Annotated in this window: 24 protein-coding genes; 12 read left to right on the forward strand and 12 right to left on the reverse strand. The window is 42.9% G+C overall.

The features are described 5' to 3' along the window. Positions 1-33 precede the first annotated feature (33 nt). The 4 genes from QQL36_RS22225 to QQL36_RS22240 all read left to right on the forward strand — a co-directional run bounded on the left by QQL36_RS22225 (position 34) and on the right by QQL36_RS22240 (position 2,577). Positions 34-315 carry a hypothetical protein gene (locus tag QQL36_RS22225; RefSeq protein ID WP_083726201.1) on the forward strand — a complete coding sequence of 94 codons (282 nt, stop codon included), beginning with the start codon at positions 34-36 and terminating at the stop codon, positions 313-315. Next, positions 315-1,097 (forward strand): queuosine precursor transporter, encoded by a 783-nt coding sequence (locus QQL36_RS22230; RefSeq protein WP_083726203.1) that lies wholly within the window; start codon positions 315-317, stop codon positions 1,095-1,097. Before QQL36_RS22225 ends, QQL36_RS22230 begins: the two co-directional genes overlap by 1 nt. Before the next feature lie 478 nt (positions 1,098-1,575). Continuing rightward, positions 1,576-2,187 (forward strand): superinfection exclusion B family protein, encoded by a 612-nt coding sequence (locus QQL36_RS22235; RefSeq protein WP_083730208.1) that lies wholly within the window; start codon positions 1,576-1,578, stop codon positions 2,185-2,187. A gap of 51 nt (positions 2,188-2,238) precedes the next feature. Next, complete coding sequence (locus QQL36_RS22240; RefSeq protein ID WP_083730207.1) at positions 2,239-2,577, forward strand: hypothetical protein; 339 nt, start codon at positions 2,239-2,241, stop codon at positions 2,575-2,577. 158 nt (positions 2,578-2,735) lie between these two features. On the opposite strand, the gene QQL36_RS22245 is transcribed toward QQL36_RS22240, so the two are convergent. The 6 genes from QQL36_RS22245 to QQL36_RS22270 form a co-directional block, all read right to left on the reverse strand. Further along, positions 2,736-3,191, reverse strand: coding sequence for an NUDIX hydrolase (locus QQL36_RS22245; RefSeq protein WP_235643993.1), 456 nt, complete (start codon positions 3,189-3,191; stop codon positions 2,736-2,738). A 312-nt stretch (positions 3,192-3,503) separates the two neighbouring features. After that, positions 3,504-4,520, reverse strand: a complete 1,017-nt coding sequence (locus tag QQL36_RS22250; protein WP_321566817.1) for an SDR family oxidoreductase — start codon at positions 4,518-4,520, stop codon at positions 3,504-3,506. A 124-nt stretch (positions 4,521-4,644) separates the two neighbouring features. Continuing rightward, on the reverse strand, positions 4,645-5,583 hold the full coding sequence (locus QQL36_RS22255; RefSeq protein WP_083730205.1) for a magnesium transporter CorA family protein: 939 nt from the start codon (positions 5,581-5,583) through the stop codon (positions 4,645-4,647). A gap of 48 nt (positions 5,584-5,631) precedes the next feature. After that, positions 5,632-6,573: a hypothetical protein gene (locus QQL36_RS22260; RefSeq protein ID WP_321566818.1), complete on the reverse strand. Its 942-nt coding sequence runs from the start codon at positions 6,571-6,573 to the stop codon at positions 5,632-5,634. 49 nt (positions 6,574-6,622) lie between these two features. Next, positions 6,623-7,414, reverse strand: coding sequence for a diaminopimelate epimerase (gene dapF / locus QQL36_RS22265; RefSeq protein ID WP_321566819.1), 792 nt, complete (start codon positions 7,412-7,414; stop codon positions 6,623-6,625). Between the two features lie 263 nt (positions 7,415-7,677). After that, on the reverse strand, positions 7,678-8,118 hold the full coding sequence (locus QQL36_RS22270; protein ID WP_083730202.1) for a MarR family winged helix-turn-helix transcriptional regulator: 441 nt from the start codon (positions 8,116-8,118) through the stop codon (positions 7,678-7,680). 131 nt (positions 8,119-8,249) lie between these two features. On the opposite strand from QQL36_RS22270, the gene QQL36_RS22275 reads away from it, so the two are divergent. The 5 genes from QQL36_RS22275 (at position 8,250) to QQL36_RS22295 (ending at position 14,576) form a co-directional block, all read left to right on the forward strand. Beyond that, positions 8,250-8,711 (forward strand): TlpA family protein disulfide reductase, encoded by a 462-nt coding sequence (locus tag QQL36_RS22275; RefSeq protein ID WP_083730201.1) that lies wholly within the window; start codon positions 8,250-8,252, stop codon positions 8,709-8,711. Positions 8,712-8,776: 65 nt separating this feature from the next. After that, positions 8,777-9,070 carry a hypothetical protein gene (locus QQL36_RS22280; RefSeq protein WP_321566820.1) on the forward strand — a complete coding sequence of 98 codons (294 nt, stop codon included), beginning with the start codon at positions 8,777-8,779 and terminating at the stop codon, positions 9,068-9,070. Positions 9,071-9,396: 326 nt separating this feature from the next. Continuing rightward, complete coding sequence (locus QQL36_RS22285) at positions 9,397-10,014, forward strand: hypothetical protein (protein ID WP_321566821.1); 618 nt, start codon at positions 9,397-9,399, stop codon at positions 10,012-10,014. A gap of 142 nt (positions 10,015-10,156) precedes the next feature. After that, positions 10,157-12,256 carry a glycoside hydrolase family 97 protein gene (locus QQL36_RS22290; protein ID WP_321566822.1) on the forward strand — a complete coding sequence of 700 codons (2,100 nt, stop codon included), beginning with the start codon at positions 10,157-10,159 and terminating at the stop codon, positions 12,254-12,256. 22 nt (positions 12,257-12,278) lie between these two features. Next, positions 12,279-14,576: a GH92 family glycosyl hydrolase gene (locus tag QQL36_RS22295; RefSeq protein WP_321566823.1), complete on the forward strand. Its 2,298-nt coding sequence runs from the start codon at positions 12,279-12,281 to the stop codon at positions 14,574-14,576. A gap of 229 nt (positions 14,577-14,805) precedes the next feature. On the opposite strand, the gene QQL36_RS22300 is transcribed toward QQL36_RS22295, so the two are convergent. From QQL36_RS22300 to QQL36_RS22310, 3 genes are all read right to left on the reverse strand, one after another. After that, positions 14,806-15,699 carry a DMT family transporter gene (locus tag QQL36_RS22300; protein WP_321566824.1) on the reverse strand — a complete coding sequence of 298 codons (894 nt, stop codon included), beginning with the start codon at positions 15,697-15,699 and terminating at the stop codon, positions 14,806-14,808. A 211-nt stretch (positions 15,700-15,910) separates the two neighbouring features. Next, a complete protein-coding gene (locus QQL36_RS22305) occupies positions 15,911-16,393 on the reverse strand; it encodes a GNAT family N-acetyltransferase (protein ID WP_083730197.1) in 483 nt (160 codons plus the stop codon). Continuing rightward, a complete protein-coding gene (locus tag QQL36_RS22310) occupies positions 16,390-16,722 on the reverse strand; it encodes a YnfA family protein (protein WP_321566825.1) in 333 nt (110 codons plus the stop codon). Before QQL36_RS22310 ends, QQL36_RS22305 begins: the two co-directional genes overlap by 4 nt. A 123-nt stretch (positions 16,723-16,845) precedes the next feature. Between QQL36_RS22310 and QQL36_RS22315 the strand changes: the two genes are divergently transcribed. Continuing rightward, complete coding sequence (locus QQL36_RS22315; RefSeq protein WP_321566826.1) at positions 16,846-16,989, forward strand: hypothetical protein; 144 nt, start codon at positions 16,846-16,848, stop codon at positions 16,987-16,989. Positions 16,990-17,099: 110 nt separating this feature from the next. Here the strand turns inward: QQL36_RS22315 and QQL36_RS22320 are convergent, their stop codons facing one another. From QQL36_RS22320 to QQL36_RS22330, 3 genes are all read right to left on the reverse strand, one after another. After that, complete coding sequence (locus QQL36_RS22320) at positions 17,100-18,737, reverse strand: FAD-dependent oxidoreductase (RefSeq protein WP_321566827.1); 1,638 nt, start codon at positions 18,735-18,737, stop codon at positions 17,100-17,102. A 402-nt stretch (positions 18,738-19,139) separates the two neighbouring features. Then, complete coding sequence (locus tag QQL36_RS22325; protein ID WP_321566828.1) at positions 19,140-19,724, reverse strand: hypothetical protein; 585 nt, start codon at positions 19,722-19,724, stop codon at positions 19,140-19,142. Between the two features lie 165 nt (positions 19,725-19,889). Next, positions 19,890-20,852 carry an aldo/keto reductase gene (locus tag QQL36_RS22330; RefSeq protein WP_083729610.1) on the reverse strand — a complete coding sequence of 321 codons (963 nt, stop codon included), beginning with the start codon at positions 20,850-20,852 and terminating at the stop codon, positions 19,890-19,892. Between the two features lie 198 nt (positions 20,853-21,050). Here QQL36_RS22330 and QQL36_RS22335 point away from each other — a divergent pair, with 198 nt between their 5' ends. Both QQL36_RS22335 and QQL36_RS22340 read left to right on the forward strand, forming a co-directional pair. After that, positions 21,051-21,374, forward strand: a complete 324-nt coding sequence (locus QQL36_RS22335; protein ID WP_321566829.1) for a hypothetical protein — start codon at positions 21,051-21,053, stop codon at positions 21,372-21,374. Between the two features lie 191 nt (positions 21,375-21,565). Continuing rightward, the gene (locus QQL36_RS22340; protein WP_321566830.1) at positions 21,566-22,381 is read left to right on the forward strand and encodes a hypothetical protein; all 816 of its coding nucleotides are present in this window, start codon (positions 21,566-21,568) and stop codon (positions 22,379-22,381) included. Positions 22,382-22,399: the final 18 nt, after the last annotated feature.

Genomic DNA, 22,399 nt, shown 5'->3' on the forward strand with positions numbered 1-22,399 from the left:
GCAAAATAACTGTAATTTATCCGAAATTTCAACATGGACAGGTTACGATTCTTTTTAAAACTGGCTTTTATCTGCAACCTGTTTTTCGTGCTTGCTGAGGTATCCCGATACATTGATATAAAGGATAATTTTGGCGAATTATTGAAATTCGTGCTGCCGATGGGGATGTTTGTGGCGTTTCCGCTGAATCTGATCACTTTGATCATCGCGGTTATTATGCTGATCAGACATAAGCTGAGCGTGGCGCAGCTGCCACCATTCGTATTTATTATAAATCTTCTTATCTTACTTCTTCAATTCTACTTCCTTTTCTGATGATAAACAATTTACTGAAAGATAAGCCGACGAAACTATTCCTGATCTTCTGTAGTTTCTTCGTGGCGAATGCATTGATTGCTGAGTGTATAGGTGGTAAGATCTTCTCTCTTGAAAGGCTTTTAGGCCTGCCTGTACATACTTTCACCATTTTCGGGTATCCTGGGTTGTCATTCAATCTTACCTGTGGGGTGTTGTTATGGCCATTGGAGTTTGTGCTGACGGATGTGGTGAATGAGTATTTCGGGCCGAAGGCTGTAAGAAGGATCTCTTATATTGCTGTGGGGTTAATTTCTTATGCTTTCCTGATGTTTTATATCGCGATCAAGGTACCGGCGGCTGATTGGTGGCTGGGATCCAGCGTACAGGATGGGGTACCGAATATGCAGGATGCATTTGGAAGTATATTCGGTCAGGGCATGTGGATTATCTTTGCGAGTATCATGGCGTTTTTGGTGAGTCAGATTGTGGATGTGACGGTGTTTCATCGTATTAAGAGAGCGACAGGAGAGAAACATGTGTGGCTGAGGGCTACCGGATCTACTATTATTAGTCAGCTGGTGGATAGTTTTATCGTATTATTTATAGCATTCAAAATAGGGAAGGACTGGAGTTGGCAGCAGGTGTTGGCGATTTGTGTGGTGAACTATAGTTATAAGTTTATTATGGCGATTGCGCTAACCCCGTTAATTTACTTTTTAGAAGGACGGGTGGAGAAATATTTGGGTAAGGAGACGACGACCAGGATGAAGGCCGCTGCTATGGGGAAGGAAGAGGCATAAGGAAAGAGGATTGAGGGAAGGTTGGACAGAAACGGGAATAAGGGGAAGAGGTAAAAGGGAAGAGGATTAATGGAAGGTTGGGCGGAAACGGGAATAATGGGAAGAGGTAAAAGGGAAGAGGATTAATGGAAAGTTGGAAGGAAACGGGAATAATGGGAAGAGATATAAGGGAAGAGGATTAAGGAAATGTGTTAGGGAAACGGGAATAAAGTGTAAAAATCACAGTTTAATCGGACAGATATTATAATTTGGTAAGAAGTTTATCTTACACTTATTGTAAAAGATAAATTAATCTATTTCAAAAACTCGTTTCACGAATCAAAGTTTCAAAAACCTCAACTCAGTCGTTTTTTGATTATAAGCTGGTCAATTATTTACCTGTCTATCCAATAATTAATCGGATTTAGCACATTTTAGTAAATTGTAAGTAAATAATCATAATTTCAAAAAACGTTGGATTTCAATTAAAATAATATCGATGGATAAACTTTTAGAAAAACTATTTGATATAAATAAAATTCCTACCAAATTCATTTTCGTTATTTGGTTCAGTTGCACTCTCATTTTATTCGTACCTGCGAAGCTATTGTTAAAACTAAACTTGACCGGCTTTCTAATAGAATATGGGAAATACATTGGAGTTACATTCCTAATAACTACCGCACTACTGTTTATCACATTAATTAATTATTTTTTAGCGTTAAGAAATAAGAAACAGCAAAGCAGACGTATAGAACTGAGAATACTTAAGGAAATAGCACGCTTGAACGTCCACGAACAGGCTGCGTTGAGAGAATTTTATATCCAAAGCAAGGATACTTTGGAAATGCCAATGCTCGATGATACAATAATTGGGTTGCAGAATAAAGGAATCATTTATCAAGCGTCAAACGCGGGGCCGGTTTATGTGCATGGGACATTTTTCTCATATGCTATTACTGATTTTGCTCGTGAGAATTTAACATTTCAGATGTTGGAGCTTTCCGAAAATCCCAGTGAGGAAGATAAGAATAGAATATTCAATGCTAGGCCATACTGGGCTAAAGAGCAAAGTAGGATTGAGCAAAGAAGGAATTCCAGTTGGTTTTAATAACAGGGATCAATTTCAAAAAACGTTCATTTATCCCCTTAATTTATAAAAATGGATGCGAAAAATATTTTCATAGCGTGTAATCACAATTTGAATAAAATTAACTGGGAAATAGTTGATGGTGGAAGTGAATGGCGATATATTGGTGTCGGTGTGGATTATCAAGTTGAAAAAGTGCGGCAGTTACTGAGAACGTATTTTAATAACCCTGAGTTGTACCTGGTCACTAATAGAAGTAATGCTTACACTATAAGCTTAGATAAGGTAGCTGAAACAATAGAACAGGTACTTGAGAGCAGTGATGTAATTGTAAGTGAAATCGATTTTACTACAATGGCGGTATTTAATAGAATAGGTGTCATGAAATTGGGTAGGCGAGATTTTGTGTAAAGGCTTAAAAAAACGTTGGGTTTTAGATACTAATTACCAGCGTTTTTGCAAGGTGAAGTATTAACTATATTTTCAAATTTGTCAGCTGAAGTAGCGACTTTTACAAATAAAGGAAGGGGCGAAGTGCCCCTGCTTACTTCATTTGTAATGTCTGTGCCCTATGGATATTTCGTCTTCACCAAGGTAGCCACCACCTTATCTATCGGCAAATGCACTGCCTCCGCAGAAAAATCTTCCCAATCAATCCACCGGGCAGCTTCTACATCTGTCACACCTTCCGGTACTTCAAAATCAAATGGCTTTGTCAATAAAGGCGCTACAAATGGCGATAGTGGCGTGACAAGGTAATAAATAGAAATAATCTGTGTCTCATTGTCAAACGCAGAGATCTGGAAAAAGTCAGTCGTATACAAATGCTCTACCACAGCAACATCCTGATTCAACTCTTCTTTCCATTCCCTTACAATACATTCCAGCGTTCCTTCGCCAAACTCCATCCCACCACCTGGAAACTTCGTAAAATAATTCCCCTTTATATATTCGTCACTAACCAGTACTTGTTTCTTGTCATTGATCATAATGCCATAAACCCGTACGTTGAACATAGCTGCCATATAAAAAATGTTGTGTAGGGCAAATGTAGGGTAAAAAAATAGTTTGTTTATACAAATGGACCTCTCATGCAGGAAGGGTGTTCTGGAATTATTAGCAAGGATATATACCCTGGCTATAGCATAGCTTTGATATAGAATCGTTATCAAAATGTCACTAAAAGGGCACCTCATTTTCCTGGGGAAATTGAAGTGCCCTTTGGTGATATAATCTGACGGCATTGCACTGAAGCTACATCGAAGAAGCATCGAAGAAGCATCGAAGAAGCATCGAAGAAGTATCGAAGAAGTATCGAAGAAGCATCGACGCAACACCTAAGGCTGCCCCCCACCACCAGCCGCTCCATACACCTGCCCCGTACTAAAACTCGCATCACTCGCCGCCAACTGCACAAAAATCGACCCTAATTCCGCCGGTTGCCCGGGTCTCCCCATCGGAGACTCCTCCCCAAACTTCTTCAACTTCTCCATCGTCTGCCCTCCACATACCTGCAGCGGTGTCCACACAGGCCCTGGTGCCACCCCATTCACCCTGATCCCTTTCTGCGCCAACTGCTTGGCCAGTGATTTCACAAAATTCATCGTTGCCGCCTTCGTTTGCGCATAATCATACAAATGAGGCGAGGGATCATACGCCTGCACAGAAGTTGTGGCAATAATCACCGCCCCTGGCTGCAAATGCGGCAACGCTGCCTTTATAATCCAGAAAGGCGCATAAATATTCGTCTTGATCGTCCAGTCAAACTGCTCAGAAGAAATTTCGAGAATAGACTCATGAGACTGTTGTCTTGCCGCATTACTTACCAAAATATCCAATCCACCTAAAGCATGTACCGCATCTGCCACGAGTTTTTGGCAAAAGCCTTCCTCACGCAAATCACCGGGAATACCCACTCCTTTTCTAACTTCTTTTTTAATCAAAGCCAGCACCTCATCTGCATCCCGCTGCTCATCCGGCAGGTAATTGATCACTACATCCGCGCCTTCGCGCGCATACGCAATCGCTGCCGCACGTCCTATCCCGGAATCACCGCCTGTAATCAATGCTTTACGGCCTGCCAGTCTGCCACTTCCTTTATAAGATTCTTCCCCATGATCCGGTTTCGGTATCATTCTCGAAGCCAATGCCGGCCATGGCTGAGACTGCGGTTGAAAAGGAGGTTTAGGGTATTTATTGAGCGGATTTTCCAATCCGGCAGCATGATTATTCGCCACCGAAGGCGCTAAAGGCATGGAACCTGATCTGGAGATTACCGGGGTAATGGCCATAGCAGCAATGCTGGCGCCCAGTCCGGTTACAACCTGCCGGCGTGTGTAATTATTCTGACCCATATGGCTAAATTTTACAAATCAGGAACAACCCCGATGCCAAACCCATAAACAATTGATCCATATGGCATTATAAAAAAGGCCGCAGAGGATACCCCTGCGGCCTTCTATACACATATTATGGCACCTAAAACCATTTCTTCTTCATAAAGTACCAACTTATGATTACTGAAATAATAATCGAAATCATCACCGGTATATAAAACGCATGTGCATTCCGCTGAAACGGAATATCCACATTCATCCCATAAATACTCGCTACCAGCATAGGAAACGTAAGCACGATCGTAATCGAAGTCAGCCGCTTCATTACAATATTCAGGTTATTCGAAATGATACTTGCAAATGCATCCATAGAACTACCCATGATATTCGTATATACATTCGCCATTTCAAGGGCCTGTGAAGTATCTACGATCAGGTCATGAAGGAACTCCTTCTCATCTTCATTCAACCCGAGAATGTTGGTTCGCTCGAGTTTCATGAGCAACAACTCATTACTCCGCAGTGCCGTTACAAAGTACACTAGACTCTTCTGGATCCGCATGATGTACAGCAGTTCCTCATTTCGGTTACTGTCGTAGAGTTTCTGTTCCAATACATTTCTGCGTTGGTTAATCTCTTTCAGGTAGTCGAGGAAGTTCATCACCACTTTCTCAAAGATCTTCAGCACCATCATATTCCGCTTTTCAGGATGACGGTTATGGAAGGTGTTGAGGAACTTATTGATGGCAGCGTTGTCGAAAGAATTGACTGTCAGGATCTGGTTATGCGTCAGAATGATCACAATAGGAATCGTGATATAATAAGCATCGCTTTCATTGAAAGAATTGTTCTCCGTCGGGGTTTTGATAACGATGAGTTTCACATTATCCTCTATCTCATAGCGGGACCTTTCATCAATATCCAGGGAGTCGGTGAGGAAGTCGAGCGGGATATCCAGCTCTTCAGAGAGTTGTTCAAACTCGGCCTGCTTTAAGGGAGGGGTAATATTCACCCATACTCCATTTTCAGGGGTTTTAATCTCAACCGTCCGTGCGTCTATATTTTTGAAGTATTGGATCATCCGGGCGCAAAGGTAGAATAATTAGTAAGAAAGCATATTGCTTAATTATTAATTAACAGCGTGCTCTGCCAGCCGGGCGGTTTTGTGGCGGGTCAAAAATCGCGGGTAGCGGATTTTGCGGGCGGGTATGGACGGTGGGTTTATTTGTGGGAGGGTGGTGGTTTCTTTTAGAATAGCGGATAGCGGAACGGTACATTCAGCGATGGTGAACGGCTTTTCTGCTAAAAAGGACGTGAGCGGAAGGCTGTTTTCAGGTATTGAAGTTGCTACGGCAAACGAAGCTTGCGGTCCCTTGCCTCCGGATATTGCAGTCTCCTCCAAAATCGCCGGCAGCGAAACCATACATTCATTCAAGCTCAACGTACTCTCCTTTAGCATTGCCACTGTAGACCCTGTCAAACTCACCGTATCCTCCTTCAACATCGCCACTGCAGACCCTGTCAAACTCACCGTATCCTCCTTCAACATTGCCACTGTTGCCCCTGTCAAACTCACAGTATCCTCCTTCAACATCGCCACTGTAGACCCTGTCAAACTCACCGTATCCTCCTTCAACATTGCCACTGTAGACCCTGTCAAACTCACCGTATCCTCCTTCAACATCGCCACTGTAGACCCTGTCAAACTCACCGTATCCTCCTTCAACATTGCCACTGTTGCCCCTGTCAAACTCACCATATCCTCCTTCAACATTGCCACTGTAGACCCTGTCAAACTCACCATATCCTCCTTTAACAATGAAGGTCGTAACTCCTCTTCAAACATCCACGGCACCAACACCGTACATCCAGATATCCCGCTTACAGGACGTAACACCCTCTCCCTCAAAGCCGCAGGCATCAACACAACACACCCAGCCACTTCCTTCTTCAAAAACGAAGGCAGCAGCACCGCACATCCTGATATTTCACCCACCCGGTATAACGACCGCTTTTCCAATACAGAAGGCAACAGCACACTACACCCGGCTATCTCACATAGTCGAATCATTGATTGTTCTTTCAAAAACAAAGGTAAAAGCACCGTACAACCAGCTACTTTATTTAGCCGGTATATCGATCTCTCCTTCAAATACAAGGGTAGCAGGACCACACAACCAGATGTCTTCATAAGCTCGTTCGCCGGTTTTGGTAAAACGTACTTCCAGTCCACCGCCAAGGGTCTGAACAGGAACGGTATAAGTCTTCTCTTCCGTGCCGGAAGTCATCAGTGCAGCAGCAGTAACGCCTGTTCCGCACGAGTAGGTTTCATCTTCCACGCCTCTTTCATAGGTACGAACAAAGATGCCATTATCAGTAGGCTGAACAAAATTTACATTCGTACCCACTGCCTTAAAACGCTCATTATAGCGGATCTGTCTGCCTTCTTCATATACATCAAGGGCTTTCACATTCTCCACGAACTTTACAAAGTGTGGCGAACCGGTATTCAGGTAAAAATAGAGATTGCCCACTTCTACGCCATTCACATCCTGCATTTTCAGGTTTACCCAATCAGTACCTTTCATGGTCGCTTCGTGCGGACCATCAATGGCGATAAACTTCAGCACCTCGCTATTCAATCCCATTTTGCGGGCAAAAGCCACCAGACAACGGCCTCCATTACCACACATACTACTTTCCCGGCCGTCAGCATTGTAATATTTCATACCAAAGTCATAGCCTTCCTGCCTGTTCAATAGCATCAACCCATCTGCACCGATGCCAAAGCGGCGGTCACAGAGAAAATGCACCTGTTCTTCAGTGAGAAAATCATATTGGCCGTTGCGATTGTCCATAATGACGAAGTCATTGCCGGTCCCCTGGTATTTGTAAAAATGTATTGCTGACATAATAAAGCAAATGTAATCATATTGAAGATATTATACAACCGTCTGGAAAGCACAGGTATAGGAATACACTCTTGATTCATGTCTACATTCGGTGGTTGTACAAAATTGTACAACAGAACTAAATATTTAAAAACCAGGGAAATAAGACTATTCCCCTGGTCATATTTATACCTACAACTGTTACACTAGTGTTCCTAGCTAACAAAGCTTTTTAGTGGTGATTTAAACCGTTAAATATTTAACTATATGGGGCAAAAAAAGCATTACCCTTCCTGTAATGTTTTTATAATCGTCTGAAAAATGCCAGTCGCTTTCGTCAGATCGTCTTTTGATACATTTCGTACTGCATCTGCCATCAATTCATTCAGCAATGGTTCCACAATACTGCGCATTTTTTTGCCTTCAGCTGTAAGGACGATGATCTTATTTCTGCGATCGGCGATGTCTTCCCTGCGTTCCAACAATCCTCTTTTAGTCATATTATCCAGCAGGTACACAATACTTACTTTGTCTTTGAAAATAGCGTCCGCGATCTCTTGTTGTTTCACGCCGTCTTTTTTCCAAAGTACGCGCATGACCTGCAGCATCTCAGTGGTAAGTGGAATATTATGTTCCTTGAAAGAGGCACGTATCCGCGCTTTGAAAGCCCCCTTTAATATCCCGAGTGAATCCGTAAAATCTGAAAACGTCTGGTTTTTAGTCATGCGGGGGCTAAGTTAAGGTTTTAATGGTTAAATGTTTAACTTGTTTTTTAGAGAATTACAGCCAGGGCGATCATGCAGAAGAATTGATTTATACCAATTGCAGGATGGCAGATATTCTGTAACTTAACATCATGTCTTTACTACCCGTTTTGTTTTACCTGACCTTCGCTGTCGGCACCGTACAACCCGATGTTGTTTTCAAAGATGAAAATAACAAAGAAATATCCCTGAATGCCCTCAAAGGCAAAGTCGTTTTTATCAACTTCTGGGCTACCTGGTGCGGACCTTGCAAACAGGAGCTGCCCTCTATTCATAAGCTGAAACAGGCATTCAGAGATAATAATAAAATTGTGTTCCTCTTTGTAGACGTAGATGGTGATCTGGGTAAATCAAAAGCTTTTATGAAAAAGCATAAATATGACCTGCCGGTGTTTGCGCCTAAAAGTCCGATACCTTCCAACTTCCTGGGAAATGCAGTGCCCACCACAGTGATCATTGACAAGAAGGGGCGAATGGTTGGCCATATTGAAGGAAGTATGGATTATTCAACCAAAGAGGTGATAAAAGGATTGAAAGATCTGACTGATTCGTAAATTCTTCCTATCGGTAGTGAGGGTACCTGGTACACCTTCAATATATCTCCGGCTATCATTACCTGTTGGCGGTTGGAAGCGAAAGCTTCGCCAGGCATAAGATGATTGATATGGGGAAGGAGCAGGTGTTCTATATGGAGAAGTCGATCAGTGAGGTGGCATATGGAATGATCGCTGCAATCTATCATAAAGCTGTTCCTGCTGCAGATGCGACCTCCCGCAGGCGGGGAATTTCCGAAGCCTTTAAACGGCTTTTATTGCTTTATTTCAGAGAAATGAAAAGCGCTGGCGAATATGCGGCTAAATTAAACATGACCCATTCATCCCTTACTGGCCCCATGCAGTGCAGATATTCCTGATTTCGTTATTGCCGGAAAGATGGATAGATAAAGCTACGAAGGCAGCCATGAAGAAAGAATTATAATCCAGCCCGGCAGAAGACAGGCTGTTTTCCCTTCTAATTATTGTTATTTATACGAGTGGCGAAGGTAGAAGGGAATTCTGTGGAAATTCTGTAGAAATAAAAAAAGACCGCAAACCTGCGATCACATATTTTAATTATTCCCCATATCGCCATACCCATAACTCACCACCCTCGCCAACCTCCACTTCGCACGGGCAATGGAATCATTTGTGCAAAAATATATTGTTTAACTTAACTTGCAGGGATTTTTAACTTTAATGTATGACAAGTCCAATTGAGATTACACCCGCTGTGCAGCAACTGATCAATCGTGTAGGGTCAGAATATGACTACGAAATTATACCTGTACAACCACAGGTAGTGGATAGTGGTCGCATGGTACCCGGGTGGGCGGTATGGTTGAGTGAGTTTATCTGCGAAGCAGCACCAACAGAAGTGTGGGAGAATGAAAATGGCGATTTAATGGCTGTGACACCCCCTCCCGCGCCGATCGCACAAATGATGTTCATTCCTGATGACAATCTTAATGGTGATGAGAAGCATGTACGTGTCAGCGTTAGTAATAACCCACTGGTAGATCACCTGATCGCATTGGCAAATCTGAAAGATTTTCTTGTACAATATGGAACAGTGCTGGAAGATGGTAAAGTGAATTTCAATACCTATACTGGTAATGTATATAACCATTATGATGCCCTGTTCAATAACCTGCTGCTTTTCCTGTCAGAAGGAAAGAAGATAGGGGCTAAGTGCTATTGTGGAAGTATGAAACCATATAGTCAATGTCACGGTAAGAACCTGCCTGCGGCGATTGAAGAAGATATGAAAGCAGTGAAGAAGTTCAATGATTCACTGAAGGAGGACGAAGTGAAGGAATAGCTTTTCCTGGTTCATGTAAGTTGTAAGAGAATACCACTTTTAGGGACTGATCACCATCAGGTTGGGAGGTGATCCCTATTATATATAAGTAAGGAGGGTTGACAATACTTTTAACAGTTATACAAGGTCAATATTTTAAACTATGCGCAGCTTTTATCTATCATGCTTATGTGCGCTTCTATGCGTGCTTTCAGTTAATGCACAGGAGTTGAGATCACCAGATGGAAATTTTATTTTAGCTTTTAAAGTGAACAGTGGGGTGCCTGTTTATACATTACAGTATAAAGGCAAGACCGTGATCAATGAAAGTAAACTGGGATTTGAACTCAGACAACTGGGTTCATTCAGTAAGGACTTTACCATTAAGGGGACTGCTACCAAATCGGAAGACCAGACCTGGCAACCGGTTTGGGGACAACAAAAAGACATCAGGGATTACCACAATGAATTGTTTGTACAGCTTACACAGGCTGCTACAGGCAGAGAGCTGGATATCCGCTTCCGGTTATTCAATGATGGGTTGGGTTTCAGGTATGAATTCCCTGTTCAACCGAACCTGCGCCATCTCAGTATTCAGAATGAGGTGACAGAGTTTAATCTGGCCAAAGATTATAAGGCCTTCTGGCTGCCGGGAGATTATGATACGAATGAGTTTGAAACAGTAACGTCTAAAATCTCAGAGATTCATTCCCTGATTGGCAAGGCGAGAGAACCGATGGCGGCTAATTCTCCTACACCAAATCTGGCGGTGCAGACTCCCCTTATGCTGAAATCAGATGATGGTTTGTATGTAAATATTCATGAAGCCGCATTGGTAGATTTCCCGGCAATGTGTCTGAATGTAGATGACCAGCATTTTATCTTTAGTGCACACCTGACTCCTGATAAACTGGGTAACAGGGGATTTGTGCAGACAGGGAAAACCAGTCCATGGAGAACGGTGATCGTGAGTGATGATGCGCGTCAGATACTGGCGTCTACCCTGATACTGAACCTGAATGTGCCTTGTGCCATTGAAGACCCGAGCTGGATCCATCCTGTGAAGTATGTTGGTGTGTGGTGGGAATACTTTACTGGTGGTGGTTCTACCTGGCAGTATACTGACAATCAGGATATCATCATTGGTAAAACAGATTACAAGACATTAACACCTAATGGACATCATGGCGCTAATACTGCACATGTAAAAGAGATGATTGATTTTGCGGCAACGAATGGTTTTGATGCCGTGCTGGTGGAAGGTTGGAATGAAGGTTGGGAAGATGGTACGGCAAATGCAAAGGAGCATATCTATAGTTTTACGAAAGCATATCCAGACTTTGATGTACAGGAGCTGCACAAATATGCTGCTTCAAAGAATGTGAAGATCATTATGCATCATGAAACGACTTCTTCCGTAACGGATTACGAACGTCAGCTGGAAGATGCATTTCAGTTCATGGTAGATAATGGTTATAATTCCGTGAAGACAGGTTATGTTGGACCTATTCAGCCACATAGCGAATACCACGATGGGCAGTACATGGTGAACCATTATCTGCATGTGGCGCAGCTGGCGGCGAAGTATAAAATAATGGTAGACTCTCACGAGGCGGTGCGTCCGACTGGTTTGTGCCGTACCTGGCCGAACTGGTTAGCACAGGAATCTGCAAGAGGAACTGAGTTCGAATCTTTTGGTGGAAACAGACCGGATCATACCTGTGTGCTGCCATTTACGCGATTGATGGGTGGACCAATGGATTATACACCAGGCATCTTTGAAGGAAACCTGGAGGTGTATGGTAAGAATAAAGCGAAACTGAGCACTACACTGGTAAAACAGCTGGCACTGTACGTAACCATGTATAGCCCGTTGCAGATGGCGGCGGATCTGCCTGCGAATTATAATAAGTTTGCCGATGCATTTCAGTTTATTAAAGATGTAGCGGTTGACTGGGACAATACTTATGTGCTGGAAGCAGAACCCGGAGATTATATCACGATTGCACGGAAGGCCAAGGCAAAAGAAGAGTGGTACATTGGTGGTATTACGGATGAAAATGCACGTGAGGCGGTGATTAAATTTGATTTCTTACCGGCAGGGAAGAAGTATACGGCGACGGTGTATGCAGATGATAAAGATATCAGCTGGAAAGTAAATCCACAGAAGTATACGATTAAGAAAATGGTGGTGACGAATAAGACGGTATTGAAGCAAAAGCTGGCACCGGGTGGAGGTGTGGCGATTAGTGTGAAACCGTAAGGATCTATATAGGAATTAGCATATGAAAAAACTATTTTACCTATCCCTATGCATCTTTGCTGCATGTAAGGGAACCGAACCACTGAAGGAAGACTATACAAAATTCGTAAAGCCCAATATCGGCACCGCTCACAGTCGGTATTTTTTCTACACACCTGCTGCCATTCCCTTTGGTATGGCCAAACTGGCGCCATCGACAAATGGCAGCTATGGGAATAAAGATGGTTGGGAAGCAGTGGGGTATGATGAACGTCATACATCGATAGAAGGCTTCCCTAACTTCCATGAATTTCAGGTAGGCGGTATCGTATTTGCACCTACTACCGGTAAATTACAAACCACTCCCGGCAAGATGGAAGACCCGGAAAGCGGTTACCGATCCAGCTTTGATCATAAAGATGAAAAGGCGACTGCCGGTTATTACAGTGTAATGTTAAAAGATTACGGTATCAAAGCGGAACTGACTGCCACTGCCAGAGTTGGTTTTCACCGGTATACTTTCCCCCAATCCGATTCATCCAATATCATTTTTGATATTGGTCACCGCATGGGCGAAAGCGGCCCTGTTGTTGATGCCGCCGTTACACTCGTAGATGGTAATCATATCGAAGGATATGTCATTACCAAACCTGAATATGTAAAGAAATACCAGGCAGCAGCCACTGTACCTATGTACTTCTCCGCTGTACTGGATAAGGCCCCTGCTGCGTACGGTACCTTTATTGATAGTATCACTACCCCGGGTGCCAAAGAAGTAAAAGGCAAAGGCGCCGGCATCTACCTCACTTACAAAACCACTGCCAATGAACCGATAAATATAAAAGTGGGGTTGTCTTATACTTCTGTTGAAAATGCAAGACTGAACCTGGAAACAGAAGCTAAGGAACTGACCTTTGATCAGGCTTTTAAGCAGGCAAATGCCGCATGGAACGAAAAACTGGGCCGCATTGCTGTTGAAGGCGGAAAGGAGGAAGACAAAGTGAAATTCTACACAGGCCTCTTCCATGCCTTATTAGGCAGAGGATTGGCCAGTGATGTAAACAACGCCTATCCAAAGAATGACGGCACCATTGGAAAGGCAGATCATGCTTTCTATAACACAGATGCCATCTGGGGCGGATACTGGAATCTCACACCTGTATGGGCAATTGCCTATCCTGAATATTACGCAGACTTCATTAAGGGCCAGTTATTAATTTACAAAGAAACCGGTTGGCTGGCTGATGGTCTGGCAGCTGGAAAATATGTATCTGGTGTAGGTACGAACTTTACCGGCTTAGTCATCGCCGCTGCTTATAATATCGGTATCCGCGACTTTGATGTAAACCTCGCCTATGAAGCCGCTTTGAAAAACGAGATCGGTTACGAGGGCAGGGTACCGGGCGCCGGTAAAATGGATGTAGGTGCTTTTGTAAAAAGAGGTTTCTGTCCTTATATTAACAATGACGATCAGTCTACAAGAGAACTAACCACAGCAGGTTCTCAATTCGGCACTTCACACACATTGGAGTATTCTTTCAGCAGTTATGCCGTAGCACAGTTTGCAAAAGCACTGGGCAAGACAAAGGACTACGAACAACTGATGAAACTCTCACAGGGATGGAAACTGCTGTACGACTCAGCTACTAAATTTATACATCCCCGGGATATCAAAGGTGAGTTTATTAAAGACTTCGATCCTGCTGCCCCATGGGTAGGTTTTCAGGAAGGGAATGCATGGCAGTATACTTTCTTTGTGCCACATGAGCCGGAGCAATTAGTGCGTTTAATTGGAAAAGACGTATTTAACCGTCGCCTTGACAGCATCTTTACCATCTCTCAGGAAAACATCTTTGGTGGCGGCAAGGAGATAGATGCCTTTGCTGGTTTGAAAGGATTATATAACCAGGGTAATCAGCCTAACCTGCATATCTCCTGGTTATTCAATTTCTCTGGCAGACCTGATCTGACGCAGAAATGGGTGCGTGCGATCTGTAATGAGTTTTATGGAACAGATGGTATCCATGGATATGGATACGGGCAGGACGAAGATCAGGGTCAAATGGGTGCGTGGTATGTACTGGCAGGTATCGGTCTGTTCGATGTAAAGGGATTGACGGCTCCTGATGCGTCTTTCCAGCTGGCTAGTCCTTTGTTTGACAAGATCACGATCAATGGTGGTAAAAAGCCATTCGTCATCACGGCAGAGAATAACAGTGACAAAAATATCTATATACAGGAAGCGAGTTTGAATGGCAAATCTACTGATAAGATCCCTTATCAGGATGTGGTGAATGGAGGCACACTTCATTTGAAGATGGGTGCACAACCCCGCTATTAGTTTTAATTAAAAGGGGGTGTGTCATACTATTGATACACCCCCTTTTAATTTGGTTATCCCTGATGGAAATAGATAATCATTTATGTGATGCCCAGTGCGTTTATTAATTTTGATACATCCTCTTTTTATTCTGTTATCCCTGATGGAAACAGCGAGTCATTTATGTGATGCCCAGTGCGTTTATTTATTTTTTATACATCTTCTATTCTGTTACCCCTGATGGAAATAGCTAGTCTTTTGTCGGTTCATTTCTATCAGGAACAACCTCTTTTTTTATCTTTATCTCTGAAATGATAGTCGCCCCAAAGATCAGCAAACCACCTACCAACAACCGCACCGACAAACTCTCATCCAATATCAGGAAAGCAAAAAATGCCGCAAACACCGGTTCAAATAAATAGATGATCGCCACCTTTTCCGCACTGATATACCGCTGGGAAATGTTGGAAACAGAATACATAAACGCGGTTGAGAAAAGCGCACAATACACTATTCCCATCCAGAATACATTAGTATCCGGTTGCCAGTTGGCCGAAGTATCCAGCAGTGCGATGATCAATGTCACAATCGTACACGTCGCAAACATGGGCACTATCGTAGGTACTAAATTCCTCCTTGCCGTATATCGTTCTACATTGATCAGGTAAACGGCAAACCCTAATGAGCCTGCTGTAGTATAAACATCTCCTATACTTATTTTGAAATCCCCTTTTAAGGAAATAACAATCGTACCCGCCAATGCCATCAATGCTGCCAGCCATATTTTCAATGCGACCTTTTTTCTGAAAAAAGCCACTTTCATAACAGGCACAATCACTACACAGGTACTGGCTATTAATGAACATTGCGAAGCGGAGGAATATTTCAATCCTAATGTTTGCAGGTGTATACCTACCAACAGTGGTATGGCTAGTTTCATACCCATGACAATATCTTCATTGTTTGTCTCTTTCAGACTTTTAGCGAATACCAGGCAAAGTACAAGGGTAGCCAGCAGAAACCGGTAAAATAAAAACGTATCCGGCGAAAGGTCGCCCACAGCCAGCTTGGTCACAGGGTAGGAGATACCCCAGAATGCACAACCTAAAATTAGTAAAATTAAAAACAGGCTTTTTTTCTCCATTTGACTATTGTAAACTTTTCTTCATCGTAATGTCAATCTGCTCTTCATCGCCGGGTTGAAAGATATGTTCATAGAACGCAACAACCCCAATTTTTTCATAAAAGCCTAATGCACGGTGATTTCGATGCAAATGCAATACGATTAGGTTCGCTTCTTCTACAGAGAAGGAGATTATAAAGAGAGTGAAGATCTTAATGATGAGTATATAGCATTAGAACTTAAATGTCATATCATGCCATATCTCTCCGCCATGTACGGAGTTAGAAATCCCAAGGTTGCTGAACCCAAACTTCTCATAATAAGGCACAAGATATTCCTTGCATGTCAACGTGACACCCACTCTTTCTTCCTCCTTTGCTTTATTTATAAAATGGCGGATCAATTGTCCGGCATACCCCTGCTTCCTGAAATCAGGTGATACGGCAAGGCCAAATATGCTTTGCCATTTCCCCTCTTCATTGTGAAGGTGAGCATCGGCGAACATTTCATCTACAATGGTTTCATTGTCAGTCACCATTCCATTGATGTAACCTACCAGCTGGCCTTCGGTTTCCAATACCCAGAAATGACCGGGGAAAAACTCGAGTCTTTTGATAAATGACTCGCGTGACGCGGCTTCGTTAGAAGGGAAGCATCTGTGTTCAAGTGCGGTGATCGTATCTAAGTCGGTTAGGGTTGCGATTCTAAATTTCATATATTTCTGGGTGCATAAAAGATAATACAAACGCCTATTAATGCAATAATTGCTCCAATAATGTCATACCGGTCTGGTCGGAACCCGTCTATTTTCCAGGCCCATAATAAAGATAAAACAATGAAAATTCCACCATAGGTTGCATAGGTCCTCGCAAAATTGGCTGTCTGTAAAGTCGCGACCATGCCATATAATACCAGAATAATACCTCCTGCAATCCCATACCATAAAGGTTTTCCTTCCCGTATCCAGCGCCAGATCAGGTAGCCACCACCTATTTCGCAGATACCTGCCAGTAAAAAGATGCCTAAAGATTTTAAAACTGCCATTGTACAAATATATCACTATTGTAACTTTAGTGACACAAGTACTCCCTTCCGGATCGTAATATTAGGGGGAAGTATTCACCCAGACAGTTATTTCCGGGGTTAGAGGAAGAACTGTATATCGATATGGAACAATACGGCGAAATCCGTGAAATACCTGCCGGCACAGTCATCCTGCGCAAAGGGCAACCTATCAGGTATACCCTGCTCATTCGGCAGGGTGTAAAGATCTGTCAGGAATACAACGAAGGTAATGAATGGATAAAATAAGAGCGTGTATCAAAAGTAAGATACACGCTCTTTTCATTCGGATACCTGATGGAGCCAGGTTTCCATTTATGCTGTTCTAAGGAGGTTCATTTATTTTTGATACATCCTGCTTAACTTTCATTCACGCAGGTCTTCCATGTCTTGTATCCGCCAGACATATTCCAGACTCTGTTAAACCCATTTTGCAATAACACACGCTGCGCTAAGTATCCTCTTAATCCCGCCTCGCAATAAATATAAATATCTTTATCAATCGGTATAGACGATATCTTATTTCGTATCTCATCCACTGGAATATTAATAGATCCCTTTACATTCCCCATCTCATACTCATCCGCTGTGCGCACATCAATCAATACATCTTCATAGAAATCCAGGTTCTCCAGATCATCCCAGTATATCACCTGCAATCGCTTCAGCAGTATGTTTTCTGCCACCATACCCGCTATATTGATTGGATCCTTTGCAGAAGAATACGGAGGCGCATATGCCTGTTCAAATTCAACCAGATCGTATATGGTCTTCTTTTGCTGGATCAGGGATGAGAAGATATCCAGTCTTTTATCCACCCCATCGTAACCTGCAATCTGCGCACCGAGTAACTGCCCGTCGCGGGGTGAAAAAGTGATCTGAATCGTCATCTGTCTGGAGCCCGGGTAATACCCTGCATGAGATACACCATGTGTCGTGGAGACAATATGCTCTATCTCAGCCGCTTTCAGGTGTTTGGAGGCAATCCCTGTAGCGCCCACTGTCATATCAAAAACCTTTACAATGGCAGTATTGATAGAACCATTGTAACGCTGCACATTATCATGTACCAGGTTGTTCGCACAAATACGTCCCTGTTTACTTGCCGGTCCTGCGAGGAAGGTATTCATAGAAACCCCTGTCACTGGGTTTTCGAACTCGATCACATCACCCACAGCATAGATGTATGGGTCAGATGTTTGCAGGTATTCATTGACAATGACCCCTTTGCCTGTTTTTAAGCCAGCTGCAGTAGCCAGCTGCAGATCTGGTTTTACACCGATTGACAAAATTACCATATCGGCGTTGATCACATCCCTGTTATTCAATACTACTTCATTTTTATTGAATGAAGTCACGGCCGTGTTTAAATGTAAGGTGATACCCTTTTTACGGATATGTTGTTGGATGATCGCCGCAATAGGAAAATCGACTGGCGCGAGTATCTGCGAACCCATTTCAACAATCTCCACCTGTATACCCAGTCCATGGATATTCTCCGCCATTTCCAGACCAATAAACCCTGCCCCTGCAATGACTACTTTTTTAATATTCGCCTGTGAAATATGGGTTTTGATTTTATCTGTATCATTGACATTTCTTAACGTAAAAATGCCTTCGTTATCGATACCGGGCAGGGGAGGGCGTATCGGTTCAGCACCTACGGAGAGAACTAATTTGTCATAAGTCTCCTCGTATTTTTTGCCCGAAGGCTGGTGAAATACTTTCACAGTTTTATTGTGTGGACCAATATCTGTCACAGTAGAATTGACCCGCACATCGATATTAAATCTTTTTGAAAATGAAGTGGCCGTTTGTACAAACAGTTTATTCCTGTCTTTGATCACATCACCGATATAGTAAGGTAGTCCGCAGTTCGCATAGGAAATGTACCCGCCTTTTTCAAAAATAACAATTTCAGCATGTTCATCTAATCTTCTTAACCGGGCGGCAGTTGATGCGCCTCCTGCTACTGCGCCAATAATCAGATACTTCATAAATTAAAATGGTGGTTTTTAATTAAATAGTTTTCATCTGGAGACAAAACTATCTTCCGGCGAAGATGCTGAAAGTAACTTTTGTTACATATGGCTATAATCCTGTTGTCTGATGACCTTTATCAGTATGTGATATTAATCACTGAACAAAATCAGGTTTCCAGATAAGTTTGCCGGAAAAAATTATGATTTACGATTTGCATCAACCCTGGCCATAGTACGTGGCAGGGCATTTATTGGGACTGGCGGTTCTGGTGCTTTTATTGTTGGGAAACAAGCAATTTGGGATTTCGGCTAATCTTCGTCATATAAGTGCCGCCTGTTTTTCTGCAGGAATTGAATTTTTTCAGTACGACAGGAAGAAAGGGAGCTGGAATCTTCCCCCTTTCATGAATGTTTTTATTATTTGATCTGTAGTAACTTTCCATACGCTACTGCTGCCTTATGCACCTGCACCAGCCAGTCTTCCGCCGCATTATCATCTGCCCCATCTGAGATGTATTTCAAACAAAGAAAAGGTATCTTTTCTTTCATCGCAATCATCGCTATCGCATACGATTCCATATCGACCACATTGTAAGCAGTAACGGAATGTCCCATTTCAAAATTATCTCCCGTACCACAAATGCCTTCATTCACTCCATCCATTTTCAACCCGTACTCAAGCAACGGCGGTAACCCTGAAAACGGCGTTTCATACAATTCATATCCCAGGCCTCTTACATCCATATCACGCTGTATAAATTTCGTACAGCAAACTACTTCACCTCTCTGAAAGAAACTGCTTCCTGCAGATCCCAGGTTCACAATCAATGCCGGTCTTTTGATCTGTATCGCTTTCGTCAGTTCGTAAGCTGCATTCACCTTACCAATCCCTGTGATTAATGTATGATGGCTTTCGAATACTTCCGCTGCTTCTGCTGCCAGTGCAAAAGAGAACAATACATTTTCAAGAGGAAAAGAATATTCCTGATTAATTTGAATCATCGGATTTTACCAGTTAGGGCGCAAAGGTACCAATTAGCCCCGTACAATGCAACCCCTTCGAAAGTTTCGCCGTCTGTTCCTTCGGATAGAAGGAACAGACGGCGAATACGTTAAGCGATGTACCGGAATGTTATTTTTACTCATGGGCTACAAAAGTCCGGAGTATTAGCGCTGTAAATACGTACCACCCAATATTGCGCCCGGTGCAAAAGTGCTATTCAGTGTCTCCATTTCCTCCGGCGTAAATACGATTTCCATAGCAGCAAGGTTTTCCGGCAGACGGGATCTTCTGCTCATACTCACCAGTGGCATGATATGATCACCCTGAGCATTCACCCAGGCTATTGCCAGTTGTGTAGGCGTGTACCCTTTTTCTTTTGCTAGTTTTTTTAAGGCTTCTACCTTGTTTAGGTTTTTTACCAGGTTTTCTCCCTGAAAGCGTGGAAAGTGAGTCTGATAACTACCTGCTGGCAATGGGGCCTTCATATCTCCGGTCAGCAGCCCTTCTGCTGTGTTTGCAAAAGCAACCACGCCGATACCTAATTCTTTTGCTGCGGGCAACAGGTTACTTTCTATCTGACGGTCTGCCAGTGAATATCCGATTTCAAGTGCAGTGACAGGATGTATACTATGCGCTTTGCGTAATTGTGCAGTGGTAATTTCTGACACACCAAGATAACGCACCTTTCCTTCTTTGATCAGTTCGGCCACTGTACCAATCACGTCTTCCATAGGTACACTATTGTCAAGTCTGCATGGCTGGTACAGATCAATGGTATCTATACCTAACCGCACCAGGGAATAATTGATGAAATTCCGGATGGCGATAGGGCGTAAGTCCAGCCCTAGCATATGGCCGTTGTCAAAGATAGCGCCGAACTTCACACTGATAAAGGCATCGTCTCTTCTGCCTTTGATCGCTTTGCCCACCAACAGTTCATTGTGGCCTGCACCGTAAAAGTCACCGGTGTTCAGGAAATTAATACCACTGTCCAGTGCCTGTTGGATGGTAGCTACACTTTCCTGTTCGTCATTGGTGGGGCCGCCCCATACAGATGACATACGCATACAGCCTAAGCCAATTTTAGAAACAAGTGGGCCGTTGTTACCCAATGGTATTGTTTTCATGAAGATTGTTTAATTAATAACAAGGGTCAGGTATGAATTGTTATAACCGGATCTGACCACAATCAGTAAAATAATACAATTCACGCATTCTTCCCCCGCATATAATTTGATAATTTTGCAGCAACTATCATCCTCCATTTGAGAAAAGCGGCCGTCATATTAAGTCCTCTCCTGTTTATTATCGTCTTCCTGGGAAGTATGAAGAACTCGATATTATATGCGGTGTATGACTTTGATACAAAGCTATTTGTCGAAGCTTTTTGCGAAAATAAAAATAAGCCGGAGTTACATTGTAATGGTAAATGTCAGCTTGCAAAGATGCAGAAAGAACAGAGAGAAAATGAAACAGAACGCTTATTAAAAGAACTGCAATCAGAGGCATTAGCCTGCCCGATCCCATCCGGTGTTGACTTTGTAAGACAGGAAGTTGTTGAACCCACAGTAAAGGCTTATCCTGTCTTTACACATCCTATATATTCCTATCTCTTTAGCGATCCGCGTAAGAAACCCCCGCAAGCATAAGCTATTTTACTTTCACGACCGTATTTTCCTGCAATAAAATTCATTGACAGGAACTTCATCGTCATGAATTCTTCACTATGAATTTCTTTTCCAAAAACTGAGTGCCTTGTGCATTCTCCATGAATGTGCGGGCTTTTGCAAAAAGACCGTAGATAAGGGCCTATCTATGTATACTATCAAAAACGACAATCATGAACTTACTTAAATCTGCATTCATAGTAATCGCATTTTCCACCTTTTTATCCTGTACTAAAAAAGACGACCCTGTAGTTTCAAACGACCTCGATGGCTTAACACTTGCAACTACGTTAACGAATAATACCCACAAGATAGCACTGTATACTGCAAGTGGAAAATTCCAAACCGGTTACAATGCTATTTATGTTCAGGTAAAAACCACAGCAGGCACCGTTGTAAACAACGCAACCATATCATGGACACCTACCATGCACATGATGGGCATGACCCATTCCTGTCCGGCTTCTGCCATCTCCAAGAACAAAGGCTATCTCGTATTCCAAATGGCTGGTACTGACGATGAATACTGGACACTTACAATAGATTACACAATCGATAATATTGCCTATACCGTCACAGATACCATCGCAGTCTCTGAGTCCTCCAAACGCGTAGTAGAAACCTTCACCGGTAGTGACAATAATACCTACATATTAGCATTGGTCAATCCAACTACCCCCGCTGTGGCTGTCAATGACATCTCTATGGTTTTGTACAAAATGGAATCTATGACCAGTTTCGTCATAGTAGATGGCTACACCATTAAAATAGATCCAAGAATGACCAGCATGGGCAACCACACTTCTCCCAATAATGTGAACCTGACCCAGGGAACAGATAAGATGTATTATGGCAAACTTAGTCTGACGATGACAGGCTACTGGAAAATCAATTTACAACTGCAGGACGCCAGCGAAACGATCGTAAAAGGTGAAGCTGTAACCGATACCAACGAAGGCAGCAGTATCTATTTTGAATTGGAATTCTAAACCATCATAAGAGGTTGT

The organism is Chitinophaga sp. LS1, from assembly GCF_034274695.1.
In the GTDB taxonomy this organism is placed as follows: domain Bacteria; phylum Bacteroidota; class Bacteroidia; order Chitinophagales; family Chitinophagaceae; genus Chitinophaga.

Bases quoted from the DNA above. Each gene is read 5' to 3' on its own strand.
- QQL36_RS22225 (WP_083726201.1), top strand. From the start codon at position 34: ATGGACAGGTTACGATTCTTTTTAAAACTGGCTTTTATCTGCAACCTG.
- QQL36_RS22230 (WP_083726203.1), top strand. From the start codon at position 315: ATGATAAACAATTTACTGAAAGATAAGCCGACGAAACTATTCCTGATC.
- QQL36_RS22235 (WP_083730208.1), top strand. From the start codon at position 1,576: ATGGATAAACTTTTAGAAAAACTATTTGATATAAATAAAATTCCTACC.
- QQL36_RS22240 (WP_083730207.1), top strand. From the start codon at position 2,239: ATGGATGCGAAAAATATTTTCATAGCGTGTAATCACAATTTGAATAAA.
- QQL36_RS22245 (WP_235643993.1), bottom strand. From the start codon at position 3,191: ATGGCAGCTATGTTCAACGTACGGGTTTATGGCATTATGATCAATGAC.
- QQL36_RS22250 (WP_321566817.1), bottom strand. From the start codon at position 4,520: ATGGGTCAGAATAATTACACACGCCGGCAGGTTGTAACCGGACTGGGC.
- QQL36_RS22255 (WP_083730205.1), bottom strand. From the start codon at position 5,583: ATGATCCAATACTTCAAAAATATAGACGCACGGACGGTTGAGATTAAA.
- QQL36_RS22260 (WP_321566818.1), bottom strand. From the start codon at position 6,573: ATGATTCGACTATGTGAGATAGCCGGGTGTAGTGTGCTGTTGCCTTCT.
- dapF (WP_321566819.1), bottom strand. From the start codon at position 7,414: ATGTCAGCAATACATTTTTACAAATACCAGGGGACCGGCAATGACTTC.
- QQL36_RS22270 (WP_083730202.1), bottom strand. From the start codon at position 8,118: ATGACTAAAAACCAGACGTTTTCAGATTTTACGGATTCACTCGGGATA.
- QQL36_RS22275 (WP_083730201.1), top strand. From the start codon at position 8,250: ATGTCTTTACTACCCGTTTTGTTTTACCTGACCTTCGCTGTCGGCACC.
- QQL36_RS22285 (WP_321566821.1), top strand. From the start codon at position 9,397: ATGACAAGTCCAATTGAGATTACACCCGCTGTGCAGCAACTGATCAAT.
- QQL36_RS22290 (WP_321566822.1), top strand. From the start codon at position 10,157: ATGCGCAGCTTTTATCTATCATGCTTATGTGCGCTTCTATGCGTGCTT.
- QQL36_RS22295 (WP_321566823.1), top strand. From the start codon at position 12,279: ATGAAAAAACTATTTTACCTATCCCTATGCATCTTTGCTGCATGTAAG.
- QQL36_RS22300 (WP_321566824.1), bottom strand. From the start codon at position 15,699: ATGGAGAAAAAAAGCCTGTTTTTAATTTTACTAATTTTAGGTTGTGCA.
- QQL36_RS22305 (WP_083730197.1), bottom strand. From the start codon at position 16,393: ATGAAATTTAGAATCGCAACCCTAACCGACTTAGATACGATCACCGCA.
- QQL36_RS22310 (WP_321566825.1), bottom strand. From the start codon at position 16,722: ATGGCAGTTTTAAAATCTTTAGGCATCTTTTTACTGGCAGGTATCTGC.
- QQL36_RS22315 (WP_321566826.1), top strand. From the start codon at position 16,846: ATGGAACAATACGGCGAAATCCGTGAAATACCTGCCGGCACAGTCATC.
- QQL36_RS22320 (WP_321566827.1), bottom strand. From the start codon at position 18,737: ATGAAGTATCTGATTATTGGCGCAGTAGCAGGAGGCGCATCAACTGCC.
- QQL36_RS22325 (WP_321566828.1), bottom strand. From the start codon at position 19,724: ATGATTCAAATTAATCAGGAATATTCTTTTCCTCTTGAAAATGTATTG.
- QQL36_RS22330 (WP_083729610.1), bottom strand. From the start codon at position 20,852: ATGAAAACAATACCATTGGGTAACAACGGCCCACTTGTTTCTAAAATT.
- QQL36_RS22335 (WP_321566829.1), top strand. From the start codon at position 21,051: ATGAAGAACTCGATATTATATGCGGTGTATGACTTTGATACAAAGCTA.
- QQL36_RS22340 (WP_321566830.1), top strand. From the start codon at position 21,566: ATGAACTTACTTAAATCTGCATTCATAGTAATCGCATTTTCCACCTTT.